This window comes from Actinokineospora iranica (genome assembly GCF_900101685.1).
GTDB lineage: Bacteria > Actinomycetota > Actinomycetes > Mycobacteriales > Pseudonocardiaceae > Actinokineospora > Actinokineospora iranica.
Genome location: NZ_FMZZ01000013.1, coordinates 154,641 through 170,440 on the forward strand (window position 1 = coordinate 154,641; position 15,800 = coordinate 170,440).

The following is a 15,800-nucleotide window of genomic DNA, read 5'->3' on the forward strand; positions in this document are numbered from 1 at the left end:
GAGGACCCATGGCCAAGAGGAAGAACACCACAGACGCGCTCCGCGATGGCGCGCGGGAGAAGCTCTCACAGCTCGGCTACCAGCAGATCAAAGACGACTTCGCGCTCTTCGATCCGCTCGGCGACGGGTCCATGTCGGCGACCGCCGAGCTCGTCGCGCTCGACGAGGACGAGCCCGTCATCCTCTTCGCCAGCGGCGAGCCCGGCGATGCCTCGCGGCCTGCCGTGCAGGACGACGCGAAGTTCAAGGCCGGCCTCGGCGCCGCCGCCGGTAAGCCGTTTCGCTTCGTCTGGATGTGGGACGGCGAGAACGACTTCATCTTCGACGTCGAGAAGGACGCGCAGGTCTCGGCGCTGCCGGCCCGGGACGAGTGGAAGACCGTCGCCCGGCCGATCTCCGAGTCCCGCACCCGGCTCGTGCAGGAGGTCTCAGCCGAGTATCACCGTGGCGGCTTCCGGGCAATCCAGCGCAAGTTCGATCAGCTGCACGAGGCCATCTACTCGCGCGGCGGCGTCAAACCCACCAATGCCGCCATCGACGAGCTCGGCAAGCTGCTCTTCCTCAAGGTCCACCTCGAGAAGGCGCCCGGCTACGTGCTCACGAGCGGCGCCGCGAAGGGCAAGCGGTTCGCCGACGTCTACTCGGCCGGCCACGTGCGGGAGCACAAGAAGGACGCGGTCATCCAGCTCAAGGATGCCTTCCGTGAGATCAACAACCTCCCGCAGTACAAGGCGACTGACATCACCGGCGAGGTGCACACGATCTTCTCGTACGACGAGCCGCTGCGTCTCGAGAACCCGGAGGTCCTCGCCCTCGCCATTGAGGCCCTCGAGCTTCGCGATCGTGAAGGCAAGCCCATCCGGCTCTCCGTGCCCGACCGCGAGCTCCTCGGCAACGGCGAGAAGGCGCGCGAGATGCGGGCGCACCTCATCCACGAGGACCTGCTCGGCTGGGCCTTCGACGTGTTCCTTCGCGGCAAGTACGCGAGCGACGAAGGGCTCGCGACCTACCTGACGCCTAGCCAGGTCGTGGAATGCATGGCCCGCATGGTCTTTCACGACATCCCCGACGCGGACCTCTGGGCCCGACGGGGCGACGACGGGCAACGCGAGCGCTGGAACCCCCAAACCGATGAGGAAGCCGCGCTCCCCGCCTTCCTCGTCGGTGACATCTGTTGCGGTACTGGGCGTTTTCCCATCGGCGCGCTGCGCGAGGTGAAGCGGCGTGTGCTCGACGACCGGCACGTCGGTCATTCCGACGACGACAAGCTGCAGTGGCTCGGCGACATGAAGCGTCACAGCTTCTTCGGTGCCGACCAGGCTGCGGGCTCGATCCAGAAGGCTCGCATCAACATGCTGCTGTACGGCGAGGACCACAGCCAGCTACTGAAGGTCGACGACTCGCTCACGGACCCGCACCTCGACCGGCTCATCGGGAAGTTCGACGTCATCCTGACCAACCCGCCGTTCGGCTCCGGCAAGTACGACGATCCCCTCGGGCTGGCGCGCATGCGCGACGAGGAGCGCGGCCTCGAGCTCGGTTGGTCGTGGCCTCCCGGGAACCGGGCGAAGCGGAAGAAGCTCGTCAAGACCGACCCGGCCTCGCTGTTCATCGACCGCAACCTGCAGCTCCTGAAGCCCGGCGGGCGGCTCCTGATCGTCGTGCCCGACGGCGTCCTCTGCAATTCGGGGGACGCCTACATCCGCGAGTACTTGATGGGGACGAAGGACGAGGAGACGGGTGAGTTCCTCGGCGGAAAGGCGATCGTGCGCGCCGTCGTGAGCCTGCCTACTGAGACCTTCTCCATCGCTGGCACGGGCGCCAAGACCAGCTTCCTCTATCTGCAGAAGAAGCGGCATCCGGCCGAGAAGCAGGGGTCGGTCTTCATGGCTGTTGCTGAGCACGTGGGGTACCTGAAAAAGGGCAAGGCCGAGGTTCCGGACCCGCTTGGCAACGACCTGGTCGAGATTGTGTCGGGTTATCTCAAGCGAGGTTCCGCATGAGCGGCATCGCCTCTTGGGTCACTGCTAAGGACCTGCGACATCGTCTCGACGCGGACTTCTACCGACCCGAGTACCTGGAATTCGATCACCGCGCTGAGGCCCGTGGACTGAAGATGCGGCAGGTGGTCGAGATTTCCTCGCTTGTTACAGACGGGACCCACAAGACGCCGAGCTACGTCGATTCGGGCGTCCCGTTTCTTAGCGCCAAGAACATTCGGAACGGGTTCGTCGACGCGGGTAGCGGTCACAAGTACGTCAGCGCCGCGGAATTCGATCAGCTTGAACGATGGAACTGTGCGCCCCGACCCGACGACGTGCTCGTGGCGAAGAGCGGATCCATCGGTTCTGCTGGCCTGGCGAGCGGAGCGTACGACCGGTTCGCCGTATTCGAGAGCGCCGCAATCATTCGCCCGAGCGGGGTCAGCCCGGCGTACCTCTCGGCCTACCTCAATTCGCGCCTGGGGCAGCTCCAGATCCGACGCAACAGCAAGGGTGCTGTCATCCGCCATCTCCACCTCGAGGACCTCAGGGAAGTCGAGGTGCCGCTTCCCGATCGGCGCATCCAGGACTACATCGGCGCGAAGGTCGAGTTGGCGGAGCGCTGTCGCGCTGTCGCCTCTCGGGAGCGTGAGAAACTCGGCACGGAACTAGCGACGCTCTATGAGGGCTGTCCTCATGCCGCGCTGTCGTCGCTCACTACGATGGTCGCGCCCGCGGAGATCGACGGCTCGCGGCTGGATGCTTGGTACCACCAGCGTCGCTTCATCACGCTCACGGAATGGCTGCGCCGGAATCCTGCTTTCGTTAAGCTCGGCAAGGTCGCGAGTCTCTCCTCGGACCGGTGGTCACCGGGAGCCCACGGCCAGAGCACGTTTCGCTACATCGAAATCTCCGACGTCGACTCCTCGACGGGCCACGTGTCCCACTCCGAAGTACCGGTCGAGAACGCACCGAGCCGCGCGCGCAAGCTCCTTCGTGGCTTCGACGTGCTCGCCTCGACCGTCAGGCCGAACCGGGGTGCGGTAGGACTCGTACCGGACTCGCTCGATGGTGCGGTCGCTACGACCGGCTTCGCAGTTGTGCGGGCCGTCAGCAAGACAGACGCATTCTTCCTGTTGGCGGTACTCCGCCACCCGGCTTCCACGGCTCAGCTGATGCGGTGCAACACGGGCTCGGCCTATCCGGCCATCGAGGAGTCTGTGTTGCCGCAGATCTGGATTCCCGGGGCGAAGCCCGGGACCCGCAAGAGCCTGGGAGCGCGGGAACTCAGGCGCACGACCTTGTTGCAGACCGCGGTTGACCTGGTCGACCAGGCCAAGGCCGACGTCGAAGCGCTGATTGAGGGCACCCTCGACGCGCAGGCGATCCTCGCCGAAACGCTCAAGCCACCTACCGCGGACGACATCCCGGAGCTAGCGGAGGACGACGCATGAAGGTCCTCGGCATCGCTCCCAGCTCGACCGACCTCAAGTGGGCGCTCCTCGATGACACCCAGGCCCTACCCCGGATTCTGCCGCTTCCGTCTACGTCACAGAAGCTGCCCGCCGACGCATGCGAGGGGCACGCGCTGCTGAGCCTTCGTCGGCTGCTCTCGACCTTCCTGGCCGAGCAGGGAGTCGAGCGCATCTGCGTCCTGCAGGCGGGCTCCTCGCAGTTCCGAGGGCCGTCGGCCTCGCGCGTCAAGGCAGAGGGGATCGTCCAGTTGGTGGGCGCTGAGCTCGAGCTGGCCGTTGACCTTGTCGCGCCGCAGTCTCTCCGCGTGCAGGAGAAGCGATTCGCCTCCATCGCGTCTGCTTCTCCCGAGGACGTGTTGAACGGCGGCGCGGACTTCAAGCCGAAGACCTGGCGAGACGCGGTGCTCGTCGCATGGTGGGGGCTCGACGAATGAGCACGACCCTTCAGGACGTCCAGCAGCTCATCGCTGCGACCGGGAAGTACAGGCTCGAGGCGGAGAACACTGAGGGCGCGAACGCGTACGCCTTCCGTGCGCATCACGTACCCCTCGACCTGCCGGTGTTCCTGAAGGTCCTCTACCCCGATCCGAGCGGCGACCTCTTCGCGGAGCCGCGTCTGCTCGTGGAGGCAACCAGGACAGAGGGCAACGGAAGCAACCTCGTGCGCGTCCACGACGCACAGCGCCTCGGCGACGACTTCGTCCTCGTTGCCATGGAGTATGTCGACGGCGGCAGCATCCTCTCGCGGCTGAGCTGCGGGCCGCTCCCGATGATGGAGGCCGTCTGCACGGCGATCGGCATACTCCACGGGCTCGCGCTGCTTCACCAGGCGCTCCTCGTTCATCGGGACATCAAGCCGGCGAACGTGCTGATCTCGCAGCGACACGGGCGCATCTGGCCGAAGATCACCGACTTCGGGTCGGTCGCTCGACTGGCTTATGCGAGTGCGAGCGTGACCGCCTCGCGCCACAGCGCGCTCTACGTGCCGGCCGAGGGGTGGGCGACGCCGAGCCGCTACGACCTGCGGTCGGACCTCTACCAGGTTGGCCTGGTGCTCTTCGAGATGGTGCACGGCCCTCTGCCGTACAACGACGACGCCTACCTGAACCGCGAGGCGAGGAAGGAGCTTCGCGGGTTGGCGGAGGCATCGGGCGGCGGCGTCGACGACTTCGACAGGCAGAAGGTGGTCGACCGCGCGCTGGCCCGGGCCGCATCCGGCAAAGGCGTGATCGCCTTCGGGCGGATGCAGCCATACGTGCCCAAGAGCCTGGCGCGCATCATCAACAAGGCGGTCGCGCCCGACCCCGCCGCCCGATACCAGACGCCGTCCGAGATGATCGGCGATCTCGAGGCGCTCCGGCTGCCCGACTGGAGGCTGGCTCCCTGCGGTGAGCAGTACGCCGCCAACGGATGGTCGGGCTGGGACTGGAGCATCGGGAAGGATCCGAAGAAGCTGGAACAGTGGGTCGTCCTGCGTTCCCGTCAGGCGGCGACGAACTTCCGCCGGTGGGCCGCGGCCGACAGCGCACGAGCGGCCTGTCAACTCGTCATGGAGGCTGCGGCATGAGTCTCCCCGCCCGCCCGAGCGACGCGGTCGTGCTCTTCGAGCATCTTGCCCAGTGGGGCGAGGTGTCGGCTTACGAGGCTGCGGACCTCGGCGCTGGGCCGTGGGTCTCGGTGTTCGAGAACGCAGGAGCCCTCGAGGCGGTCCACGACGAGCACGGTCGTCCCGTGGCCTGGTACCTGGCGCCACCCTTCGTGCACCTCCTCGAGTGCGACGCGCAACAGGTCGGACGTCGTCTGTGCTTCGCGGTCCCCGAGTACCGCGCCTACCTGCTCAGCATCCTCGTCGAGGGGCTGGTCGATGCCGGCCGCGCGGGCATGACCATGGAGCTCGAGGAGTGGACGAAAGGCGACCTCGCGCCGCTGGTGGCCGAGCTCAACGCCTTCCTCGCACCTCTGGAGGGCGGCAAGCGCCTAGTCGATCTCGCGCCCACGGAGCTCGAGGCCCGCTTGGCCGACCTTCCCGAGCGTTCGCGGCCGTTCGCCAGCTGGGATAGCTACGCACTCGGACACTCCATGCGTCCGAAGGGACTCTTCGAGTTCGTGCTGCGGCGCTTCGGGCCTGCCTGCGTGGCGCCGCCCATCGCCGTCGAGACCGCTGCGGTGCTGCGTCCGCTGCCGCTCAATCGAGAGGAGGGCTCCGGGCTTGGCAGCGCCTCTGTGCCCCGGCCGTGGAACACGCAGCGCTTCGGCGTGCTGAGCGGTGCCCCGATCGTCGATGCTCGTGGCGAGCGCATGTTCGACGAGGATGCGCCGCTCAACGAAGTGCTCCTAGAGCATCTTCGTGATGCCGTGGTGGAGCATCCGTTCTACGCCGCAGTGATCCACCTGGGCATCTGCGCCTGGCGCACGCTAGCGTCGACGATGCCCACCGTGGAACTCTACGTGCCCGCGTCTGGCGGCCTGCACGACGTCTCGGTGCTCGTGGGCTCCCGCGGGGTTGGCCGCGTGGCCGAGCTGCTCGGCGACCTCGTTCGCGCGCAGGGCTACGCACCCTTCGGCCTCGTCGACGGCCGAGTCTCCGACGAGCTCATGGGCAACCTGCTCCGGAACCTCCTTGAGCTTCGAATCCTGCGCCACCAGGACGAGCTCCTGGTGCTCGACGACGACTACCAGTCGTCACTGATGGCGGCGCGCCTGCGCACCGTGTTCCGGCCCGGCAAGGAGCTGCAGAGCCGCATGGTCGAGGAGCTCGCGCTTCGCGCATCGGAGGGAGGTGCCGCATGAGGCCTCGCAAGATCGATCTGGCATTCGACTGGATGCGCAGCCAGCCGCGGCGGGCCTTCCACTACCGGGACGAGGTACGGGCGGCGCTGGCGGAGCTCCATTCGGACGAGTTCGCCGTGAGTGACGATCGCAAGACGCCGTGGTTTTCGCTGCATCGAGACATGACGCAGGACCCCCGTTTCCTTCGAGGTGACAAGGGAATGATCGAGCTCGTCGAAGGCGCCATCGCTGAGGTCACCTCGGCCGAGGTCGCTGCCGTGCCCGACGTGAAGGGACCAAGGGTCTGGATCTTCCAGGCCAATCCCAAGTTCTACCGGATCCTCGAGGCCCTCCAGCACCTCGACCGGATGCAGTTTCTGACCAACCGATACAAGGACCGCATCCACGTCGGCGACATCGTCCTGCTCTGGGTGTCGGGCAATCACGCGGGCATCTACGCCCAGGCTCGTGTCGTGGAGGGCGTCGCGGATCGGAAGTCCGATGGCGACGATGCAGCATTCTGGGCGGATCCGAGCCGCGGAGCCACGACCGAGCCCCGCGTCGTGCTCGCGATTGAGAAGCGGTTCCTCGGCAACCCGCTCCTCAAGACCACCATCACGGCCACGGAGGGGCTGGCCAACCTGATGATCCTCCGACAGCCGAACGGCACCAACTTCCCCGTCGACGCTGACGCGTGGGAGCTGTTGCGACCGCTCCTGCCTACCGAGGAGACCCACGAGCCGGCGCGTGAGGTCCTCGCGTGGGCGACGAAGCGGGCCAGGGCCGGCAAGATTTATGACGAGAGCTGCAACGAGCTGCTCGAGCGCTTCGTCGCCGAGACGTTCGCCGATGGAGAGGAGCACCCCCGGAACGAGATCACAAGCTGGTTCGCAGCGAACTACCCGCTCTTCAAACCGATCACCGTTCAGTGCCACATCGAGAAGTACACGACTAACTTCCGCAGTCGCGTCCACTACAACGCGACGCCAGAGCACGACCTCCTCTTCCGCGTCGACGACGACTGGGCGCGCCTTCGCCTCTACCGACCGGGCGACGATCCCCCGCCGATCCACGACAAGCCTGACGCGCCGAAGGGCTCGAAGGCCAAGACGTCGACGAAGGCGAAGCAGGTCTCACCCCTCGACCGCAATCGTCGGCTACTCGCGCATCTCGCCACCCTCGGCGAGCTCACACCGGGTGATCTGGAAGACCTCGGGCTGCATGAGGCGCACCTGAGCGACTGGCTCGACTCGCTGCTGGCGCGTCGTCCCGAGGCACACGTGGTCACCCCGCTCTTCCTTCACCTCATCGACGGAGACGCGGGCCCGTCCGCGTTCACCACCCGGCTCGCGGCGCACTTCATGGGCGAGCATCTCCGGCGACACGCCTCGGAGCCGATTCCGGAGCTCGAGGAGCACGTCTGGGCACGGTTCGGACGTTGGCACCCGACGCAGCCCCACGGCGGCGATCAGAAGACGCACGCCTACCTGAGCGTGCCCATCCGCGAGCCGCGCGACGTGGCGGCCTCGGAGCGACTCGACCTGTTCACTCAGCTTCCGCCGAAGGTGATCGGGGACCTGATTCGAGAGCCCGAGTTCCTTTCGGAGCAGCAGTCCTGGAGCGCCGACGCGGCGTCGAAGTCGTCGGAGGGGCCGCTCAGCACGCAGCTCCGTCGAAGCTGGAAGCGCCCGTTGCTCCTCAGCACCGTGGAGCTGCTCGTGGCCGACGACGGCCGGGTGCTGATGGGCGAGATGGAGCGCACCGACGTGATCGCCCGGAGCTACGTCGTCGCCGGCCTACCGCTCTGCCACCACGGCGAGTGGGAGCCTGCCGCCGCGCTCGGTCGCGAGGCCGCCGCAGAGCGACTCCTCCAACACCCCGTCGCGGCGGCGCTCCTTCAGTTCGAGGTGCACCGCCTGTTCGCCAGCCTGGCGGGCGATGTGGCGGCGCTGATCCACTTCGGTGGGGGTGTGGCGCATCTCGAGCTCGACGGCGCCGGGCGGGGCCCTCTATGGCGCCACGTCCGCTCGATGCTCAAGCAGGTCGGCTACTGGCCGGTGGGGTCCAGCACCCAGGATTCGCTCTGGGCGGGCGCTATACACGTGATGCTGAAGAACCTCGAGCTGCTCGATGTGTTCAAGCGCGACGGCGACGTCCTGCGTCTGACCGACGATTACCAATCCAAGATCAAGGCTCATCCGGGACACCTGCAGAACCGGGGCGAAAAGCCCTACCGCGTTCGCCTGTCGCAGTTCCTGGCGGCTCTCCACGGAGGGCAGGCATGAACACGCCGTTGGTGCGCATCGCGCTCCCCAAGCTGTTTCTATGGAGCGAGGCGGCTCGCATCCAGGAGTACCCGGAGGCGGCGGCGCGGGCCGAGCCAGGCCGCGTCTACTCGCGGGTCGATCTCGAACGCGTGGTCTTCGACATCGCCCCCACCATGGAGTTCCAGGGTGGGGCGCCGCGCGGCAAGGGGACCGACGGCGTCATCAACACGTACGGGATGGAGCGCAGCGGCGCCCGCTACCGCATCAACGGGATCAGCCTCTTCGAGCGGGTCGACAAGGGCCTCCGGGCCACCGCGGAAGGTGTCGAGCTGGGGAAGGCGTTTCGCGAGGCGGACGCTGACGTCGACTGGGCTCGTGCCCTCGCGAAGCAGCTGCTTCGACGTGACCCTCGCACGCGCTTGGTGATCGGGCTTTGTCTTACGGGCTGGCAGCTGGGAGTCGAGGCGCCGTGCGGTATCCCCACGGGTGCGTTGTCCCTCACGTCACCCGAGGGCGATGTCCTCGAGATCGCACAGCGCAACTGCGACGGCTTCAACACGCTGCTGCGCGACAACGCCGAGCTCGCCCTCGGGCCGCGTTGGCGCGCTGACCTATCGGCTCTGGGCGAAACCGCAGCGGTTGTGTGGGAGGGCGTCCAGGGTGGAACACCCTCGACGAACGACCTGCCGACCGCGCTCAAGAAGGCCCTGGCCGTGTTCTTCCACATCCGAGCCTTCGATGGTGGTCCCTCGACCTGGGGCCTGGACGCCGGTGAACTCGCTGGTGCGCTGGCGGTGGAGAGCCTCGTCGAGCTCGGGTTCGAGGGAGCAGCGCCTGTGCGGCTGACCGACGACGAGGCGTTCGCGCGGGCGCTTCGCGATTGCGCGGACGCCGAGGGCTTTCTCATCGTGAGTCAGCTCGGCGAGCGCTTCGGCGAGCTCCTTCAGGTGCCGGATGAGGATCGAGCCGTCGTCCTCGACAGCTACATCCGGACGGTGATGTACCACGAGAAGCTGCGATTGCTCGACCGCCACCCAGGACAGCCCCGCATGGGACGAGGGCTGTTCGGCGAACCCGACGCACGTCGCGTCCGTATCGAGTTCACGGCCGTCCACAAGACCATGAACGTCGAGACTGCGGAGCAAACCCCCGCGGGTTGCTCCAGGGAGATGCAGGGAGAAGACCGATGACCATCACCAAGCCGTGGGCCGCCAAGGGAGTCGCGCTCTATCCACCTTCCTTCTCGATGGTGGGTCAGAACCAGGTGTTCAACGCACTCCACCAGTTCCGCCGGTCCTTCTGGGACGGTGCCGCGAACGACATCGCAGGCTTCTTCATCGCGTTCGGCGACTGGGGTCTGGGCAAGACACGGCTTGGCTACGAGCTCATTGCGGAAGCGACGAGTCGCGTTGACCGGTGGCTACTCAACAAGAACGAGTACGTCATCCCGCCCTTCCATCAGGCCGACAAGAAGCCGCGCGTGCTCGAGCCTGCGCTGCAGGATGGGGTCCTGCCGCTCTACATCCGCTACAGCACAGTGTGCGACGACGAGCTCGACGCTGCGACGTGGGTGGCTCGGCTGGCGGTCGAAGCCCTGCGACACACGTTGCACGCCGACCCTGCCGCTGGCGGGCCGCAGGACCTCTACGAGGACCTCAAGGCTGCGATGCAGGCCAAGGGCGTGAACCTTAAGGCGCTCTCGCTCGTCGACGACGACACGCGGTCGTTCGAGGACCGGCTTCGCGATGCGAAGAAGGTCTTGCGTGATGCTGGCCTGAACCACCTCTGGATTATCGTCGACGAGGTCGAGACGCCCGGTGACCTGAAGCGGGGCCTTCGCGAGGACACGCAAACCAAGGTCGACGACGAGTACCTCCTGATGGTCTCAGAAGTCATCAAGCACGAGAACTGGCGGAACCAGCATCCGGACGTGAACTTTCTGCTGCTGTGCAGCGTGGGCATGCGCGACCAGATCCATATCGGTCCGAACCTGCGCCGAGCGAGCTCAGTCACGATCGAGCCGAACCAACTGACCGACGTGCAGAGCTACGTCGACCACATCAAGGGCAGCCTGGTCGACCCGCACGCCGTCGACTACCCCGTGGGGACGCTCGAGGGCGCGTTCCTTTCGGCCAACCGGAATTTCGGCTGGCTGAACGTGATCATGGCGTCCATCCACGAGACGTACGCCCGGCACGTGGAGCGCGGCGACGGCTCGAGCGCGTGGGAGCTCCTGAGGGACTTCGCCAGGACGGATGCCCGTGCCAAGCACATCTTCAACGACGACGCCGTCCTGCCCCTGCTCGGCGAGGTGACCGGGGTCCCCAAGCAGGAGCTGGAGCGGCTCGTGTACAGCCAGCTGCCGGCTCCGGTCGGCGGGGTGGCGAAGGCGGCGTTGACCGAGGAGATGGCCGATGCCCTGCTCGCCCACGAGGTCGCGGGCCGCGGACACACCTTCGCGGAGCTCTCTCAGGTTCACATCGACGAGCGCGCGCTCGCGAACGAGCTGACCCGTCCCGAGTTCGGCTTCAAGGCGAAGGAAGGGAAGACGGACACATACTTCACCCCGAACTGCGAGGTGTCCGTCGTCGGGCTGCTCGAGGCCTTGCGCGCGTTCTCCGTTGCGGTCGGGGGAGCGCCGGGCGCCGCTGGTGACTTCGTCGTCTACGCCGACCTCGAGCAATGGGGCGAGCAGCTGGCGGCGCTCTACCCGCGAGAGGGCATCGAGTTCGCGGCCGAGTCGCTCCATCGCATCTTCTCGAAGCCGGAGTACCGGGTCGATGGGACCCGGTTCATCGGGATGTCGTTCCGGCTCTGGCGCGAGTTCAACAAGCTCCTGATCTCGGCGGCTGAGAACGTTCGCTTCTTCAGGGACGGCAAGTACGAGGCTTCGCTCGATGAGTACGTCCGCGGCGTCAGCCAGACGAAGGCGAAGCGCGGGACAGCGATCTGCCTCGGCCTCGCAAAGCTCCTCGACGACCACCTCAAGGATGAGGAAACCAGGCAGATCTCGGGGCTCAAGGACGTTCCACACAAGGCGCTCACCTCCGCGTTCAGCTCGCCGTCGCTCGACGGGCTTCGGGTCACGCCGGATGGCCGGTGCACGGTCGTGTACTGCCTGGACGCGCAGGAGACCCTCGACAAGCTACGCGCCTACATCGGCCTCGAGCGGGTCCACCCGATCCTCGTCCTGTTCCCGGCAGGCGCGGATGTGGCCTCGTTCGAGCAGCAGCTCGATGCGTCGCCAGCCCTTCGCCGCTGCGTACTGACGCGGCGCCTCGTGTCGCAGGAGGAGGAGTTTCTTCTCAAGTACTCGGGCCGGGGCTCCGCCTACAACGCCCACGAGGCACGCCTGAGCAAAGTCGCGAAGGGGCTCGAGGGTTCCTACCGCGACGAGTGGCAAGCGAAGAGCCGGGAGTGGGCAAACGGCCTCCGCAAGACCGGCTATCTCCTCGCGCCCATCTGGAGCCGCAAGACCGGCAACAACACGGCCGATTTCGCGAAGGGCTACCGCCACATGTTGGCGAAGGACTGCTCGCTCGATGCAGCCGTCGACACGGCCAGCGGACCCCTGAACAACGTGGAGTTTGAAAACTGCCGGCAGGCGGCGAAGAAGAACATCGATGCACCTGCCGCGTGGAAGTACGGCGACCTCCTCGGCGTGCTGACGACCGACGGCAGCCTGCATCCAAAGGTGCCCCGGTGCTTCTTCGCGCTCCTCCAAGAGCTCAAGACGCAGTCGGCGGTGAGCAAGCTCGCCAACAGCTTCTTTTTCGCGGTGCCCGACCGCGAGATGAAGGCACCGCAGCAGCTCGAGCAGATCCTCGAGGTGCTCATCGGCATCGGACTCGTCCGCAAGACGAACGACCTCTACAAGGCCGTCGACCGGACAATGCTCGAGAGCCGCCGCCAGTCGGCGTCGACCTGGCTCGAGGGGGAGTGCAAGGACTCGATCAAGACACTCCGCGACCTGTTCCCCACGCAGGCCAACATCCTGCTGGACAACAACTACCCCACGGCCAAGCAGCAGCTGGTGACGGCGGAAAAGCAGATCCAGCAGGTGAGTTCGGACCACCTGACCGCCGACATCGACAGCCTGACCGAGGAATCGCTCAAGACGGTCGTCGCTCAGGTCCTCGATATCGAGGAGCGCATCCTCGGTGTGTGCCCGCTTGAGATCGGCGAGACGACGCTCCACTTCGACTGCTCGCCGGCGCGAATCCCGTCCTACGAGAACTGGTATTCGACGCTCTCGCTGTGGGAGCGCGTCGCCTTCCTGGCATGGCTGAAGAAGACGTTCCTGGAGACTCGGGACGAGATGATCGAGGAGATCGACCATCTTCTGGGCGAGGCGGCCACGCTCGATGAGGCCGAGGGCCACCCGTTCCCCATCGCCCCGGTCACGCTGCCGCTCAAGGCCATCAAGTCGGAGCTCGAGAACGCGGTGAAAGGGCCCGCCGCGGCAGGCACGCAGACGCGGATGGCGACAATCCCGGTCGCGTCGTACACGCTGATGATCGACCAGTACCTGGTTAACTCGCAGTACGAACACGCGTGGAAGCGCATGGACGCGCTGAAGGATCTGATCAGCAAGGAGCGACCCGGTAGCTTCTTCGCGCGGTTCAAGGAGCTCCATGAGCAGTGGGCGAAGGCGGTCAAGGACTACAAGGCCGCCGCCTCCGCGTGGCAGTCGCTGGGCGACTTCACGGCCGACGCTCCGCAACCGGTGCAGGACTCGCTCAACCCGCTCAAGCTCGAGGTCCAGAAGTTCCGCGGCCTCGTGGAGGAAGGCCTGAAGCAGCAGGTGCAATCGCTGATCGATCAAGTGCCGGAGACCGAGCTCTTGAAGAGCCTGGAGACCGAGGTCGTCGCGACCACGCAAGCAGTCCAGGGGCTCCCCCAGCAGGTCACAGAGAAGCTCGACGAGCTCAAGACGGAACTCCGGCGGGTGATCCGGCAGAAGGAGCTGCGCGCGCTCAACCGGGTCCTGAAGTCGAACGGAAAGCCGGCCAAGGAGGAGCCGACGCCAGCTGCAACCTTCGGGACCACGAAGGCGCGCTACGAGGCGTTCAACGGCCAGGTCTCCCAGGATGGCGCACGTTTCTTTGAGGGCGCTGGCAAGGACGTCCACTTCGGTCTGTGGGTCGACATCTCCGGCGACCTGGAGGCCAGCACCTACGACGAAGACCGACACCCGGACCACGCCGACGCGATTCGCGAGCTCAAGGAGATGAAGCTCATCCGCTCGAAGCTAGAGCTCCGGTGAACGCGCGCATCGTCGAAGCACAGGCTGACCTGTTCGAGGTCGGCGTCCTCTCGCAGACGGCAGAGGTCGACAGCGTTCCCATGGATCGGCTCCTGGCTGATCCGTCGGGGCCTCCGCTCGTCGTCGTCGGGGGGCTGCTGGGTGCCGAGCGCCTCATCGCCATGCGCAAGCTATCGTCCGCGCTCGCGCGGGCGCGGGTCGCCGTCATCGTCGTGCCGCCGTTCACGGATCTGGACCTCGGCCGCTACTTCGAGACGCCGGTCCAGCTGGGAGCCCGACGCCGCTCCGCGAACTCGACTGCTCGCATCACCGACGGTGCGCTCGAGGAGGTTCTCGGCGGAGAGGTGAACGTCCGGTCGGATTACTTCTTCGACACGGTGCTCGGCGCAGGCGTGCTCGCTGTGGATGCCCAGAACAAGCCCGTGCTCCTCCGGTACCAAGCAACCAACACCGCAGGTCCGGTGTTCTTCTCTGCGCTCCAATTGCTCACCTACACGGCGCTCACCAACGAGGCGCATCGCCAGAGCCTGCTTGGACACCTCTTGTCGTGGACTCCGTCGGTCACAGCGGAGGCTAGGGAGATCGCACGGCAGCCGTCGAGCCCGCCGAAGGCCGAGGCAGTCGGCGAAGGGGGGCTCGTCCCCGTCGCGCTGCTCCTTGCGGCCGGCGGCCCACAGACAGCGGAGCTCCTGCGATCTCGAGCCGGGGCGCTCCTTGGCGTGGACCTGAGCGCCAACGACGTCGGTCGAGCCCTCGAGGAGCTCACGCGTCAGGGGCTCGCGGCCTTCGACGCGTCGGCACCGAGCGATCGCGGGGCTCTCGTCCGGTTTCTCGAGCAGCGCGGGATGCACCCGTACCTGCGAGAGCTTGGGGCCCTGCTCGCCTCAGAGGAGACGACGACATGAAGAGTATCGAGCTGGCTCGCGCACTCGCCGCGGCAATGAGCCTGCGGCTTCCCGGCACCGTCGGGAAGATGGCCAACAAGATGCGGTACATCGACTCGAAGGCCCCGCTCTTCGTGCGTGGCGGCATCATCCGCAGCGTCGAGTCACGCCGGTTCGATCGCGTCTACGCCGTCGGAGTTTCCTCCAAAAGCCGGAGCATACCCGCCCTGGGCGGCATTCTCTATGGAGCCGCGGCGCTTCGCCACGACATCGTCGTGTCTTGCAACCAGGCGACGGAGGGCTTCCAGGACAGCCGCGTCGACATCAATGACATGAACTTCCTGGACGCGTCCGAGCGACTTGCATGGAAGGAGTACATCCTCGTCTACCAGCTTCTGACGGACCTGCTGGATTCGGATACGAAACCGGATGTCATCTTCGTCGACATCCCGCTCCTTGTCCCGCGTGCAGAGCAGAGTCTCAGCCTCGCCGAGCCCGACGTCGAGGAGGAGTGGCGCGAGCTGATCGAGGTGATGGAAGCGTTCTGGCAGCGGTTCCTGCCGTCCATCTACCCGAACGACCCGAACGGTCCGTTCCTCGTCTCGCTTCAGTCGCGCCGCGACCTCAACGCCGCCGTCTTGAACGCGCTCCGTGAGAAGGGACACGCGGGTTCCCCCGAGGCGATCGGCAGCGAAGCTCTGGACCTCGTGCAAAGCGAGTGGGTGCAGCTGCGGCGAGTCGGTGTTCTCCGCTTCCTCCGTGGTGCCCTGCGCGCAGGGCATCGAACGGCCGCCTACTACTACGAAGCGCTGGGGCGCCAGATGAAGCGCTTCGAGCCTCGGACGGTCGCGAACCACGGGCTCATCGGCTTCCACATCCAGGTCGGCCTCCGAACGCCGATCTGGAAGATCGAGACCGTCGGTGCTCCGGGGCAGTGGGACTCCGAAGCCCTCGACAGGCTAGCCAGCATCACCGCCTTCCTGACACTGAACGACAACCCGCGAATGAAGCCACTGCCGCTCTGGTACGCCGAGCAGCTCGTGATAATGCCGCGCGAGGTCCTGTCCAACTACCTTCGTTCGGCCCTGGGCATGCTCAAGGAGCGTGCCGTTGATCGAGCCTGGCTCGAGGGCGTCGACACCCTGGATGAGGAGTGA

Annotated in this window: 10 protein-coding genes; all 10 read left to right on the top strand. The window is 66.3% G+C overall.

All coding sequences use genetic code 11. The features are described 5' to 3' along the window. The first annotated feature begins 8 nt into the window (after nucleotides 1–8). Genes BLS56_RS23875 through BLS56_RS23920 form a run of 10 tightly spaced genes read left to right on the top strand, consistent with a single transcriptional unit; the run spans nucleotide 9 to nucleotide 15,800 of the window. Nucleotides 9–2,003, top strand: coding sequence for an HsdM family class I SAM-dependent methyltransferase (locus tag BLS56_RS23875; RefSeq protein ID WP_091455093.1), 1,995 nt, complete (start codon nucleotides 9–11; stop codon nucleotides 2,001–2,003). Next, entirely contained in the window at nucleotides 2,000–3,436 is a 1,437-nt protein-coding gene (locus tag BLS56_RS23880; RefSeq protein ID WP_091455096.1) for a restriction endonuclease subunit S domain-containing protein, read from the top strand. The genes BLS56_RS23875 and BLS56_RS23880 overlap by 4 nt, the downstream gene beginning before the upstream one ends. Then, a complete protein-coding gene (locus tag BLS56_RS23885) occupies nucleotides 3,433–3,891 on the top strand; it encodes a hypothetical protein (RefSeq protein WP_091455099.1) in 459 nt (152 codons plus the stop codon). Before BLS56_RS23880 ends, BLS56_RS23885 begins: the two co-directional genes overlap by 4 nt. Continuing rightward, nucleotides 3,888–5,024 (top strand): serine/threonine-protein kinase, encoded by a 1,137-nt coding sequence (locus BLS56_RS23890; protein ID WP_175483009.1) that lies wholly within the window; start codon nucleotides 3,888–3,890, stop codon nucleotides 5,022–5,024. Before BLS56_RS23885 ends, BLS56_RS23890 begins: the two co-directional genes overlap by 4 nt. Further along, on the top strand, nucleotides 5,021–6,247 hold the full coding sequence (locus BLS56_RS23895) for a hypothetical protein (protein ID WP_091455105.1): 1,227 nt from the start codon (nucleotides 5,021–5,023) through the stop codon (nucleotides 6,245–6,247). The genes BLS56_RS23890 and BLS56_RS23895 overlap by 4 nt, the downstream gene beginning before the upstream one ends. Continuing rightward, on the top strand, nucleotides 6,244–8,511 hold the full coding sequence (locus BLS56_RS23900) for an EVE domain-containing protein (RefSeq protein ID WP_091455107.1): 2,268 nt from the start codon (nucleotides 6,244–6,246) through the stop codon (nucleotides 8,509–8,511). The genes BLS56_RS23895 and BLS56_RS23900 overlap by 4 nt, the downstream gene beginning before the upstream one ends. Next, nucleotides 8,508–9,683 carry a hypothetical protein gene (locus BLS56_RS23905; RefSeq protein WP_091455109.1) on the top strand — a complete coding sequence of 392 codons (1,176 nt, stop codon included), beginning with the start codon at nucleotides 8,508–8,510 and terminating at the stop codon, nucleotides 9,681–9,683. Before BLS56_RS23900 ends, BLS56_RS23905 begins: the two co-directional genes overlap by 4 nt. After that, nucleotides 9,680–13,759, top strand: a complete 4,080-nt coding sequence (locus BLS56_RS23910; protein ID WP_091455111.1) for a hypothetical protein — start codon at nucleotides 9,680–9,682, stop codon at nucleotides 13,757–13,759. The genes BLS56_RS23905 and BLS56_RS23910 overlap by 4 nt, the downstream gene beginning before the upstream one ends. Next, nucleotides 13,756–14,664 carry a hypothetical protein gene (locus tag BLS56_RS23915; RefSeq protein WP_091455113.1) on the top strand — a complete coding sequence of 303 codons (909 nt, stop codon included), beginning with the start codon at nucleotides 13,756–13,758 and terminating at the stop codon, nucleotides 14,662–14,664. The genes BLS56_RS23910 and BLS56_RS23915 overlap by 4 nt, the downstream gene beginning before the upstream one ends. Continuing rightward, nucleotides 14,661–15,800, top strand: a complete 1,140-nt coding sequence (locus BLS56_RS23920; protein WP_091455116.1) for a hypothetical protein — start codon at nucleotides 14,661–14,663, stop codon at nucleotides 15,798–15,800. The genes BLS56_RS23915 and BLS56_RS23920 overlap by 4 nt, the downstream gene beginning before the upstream one ends.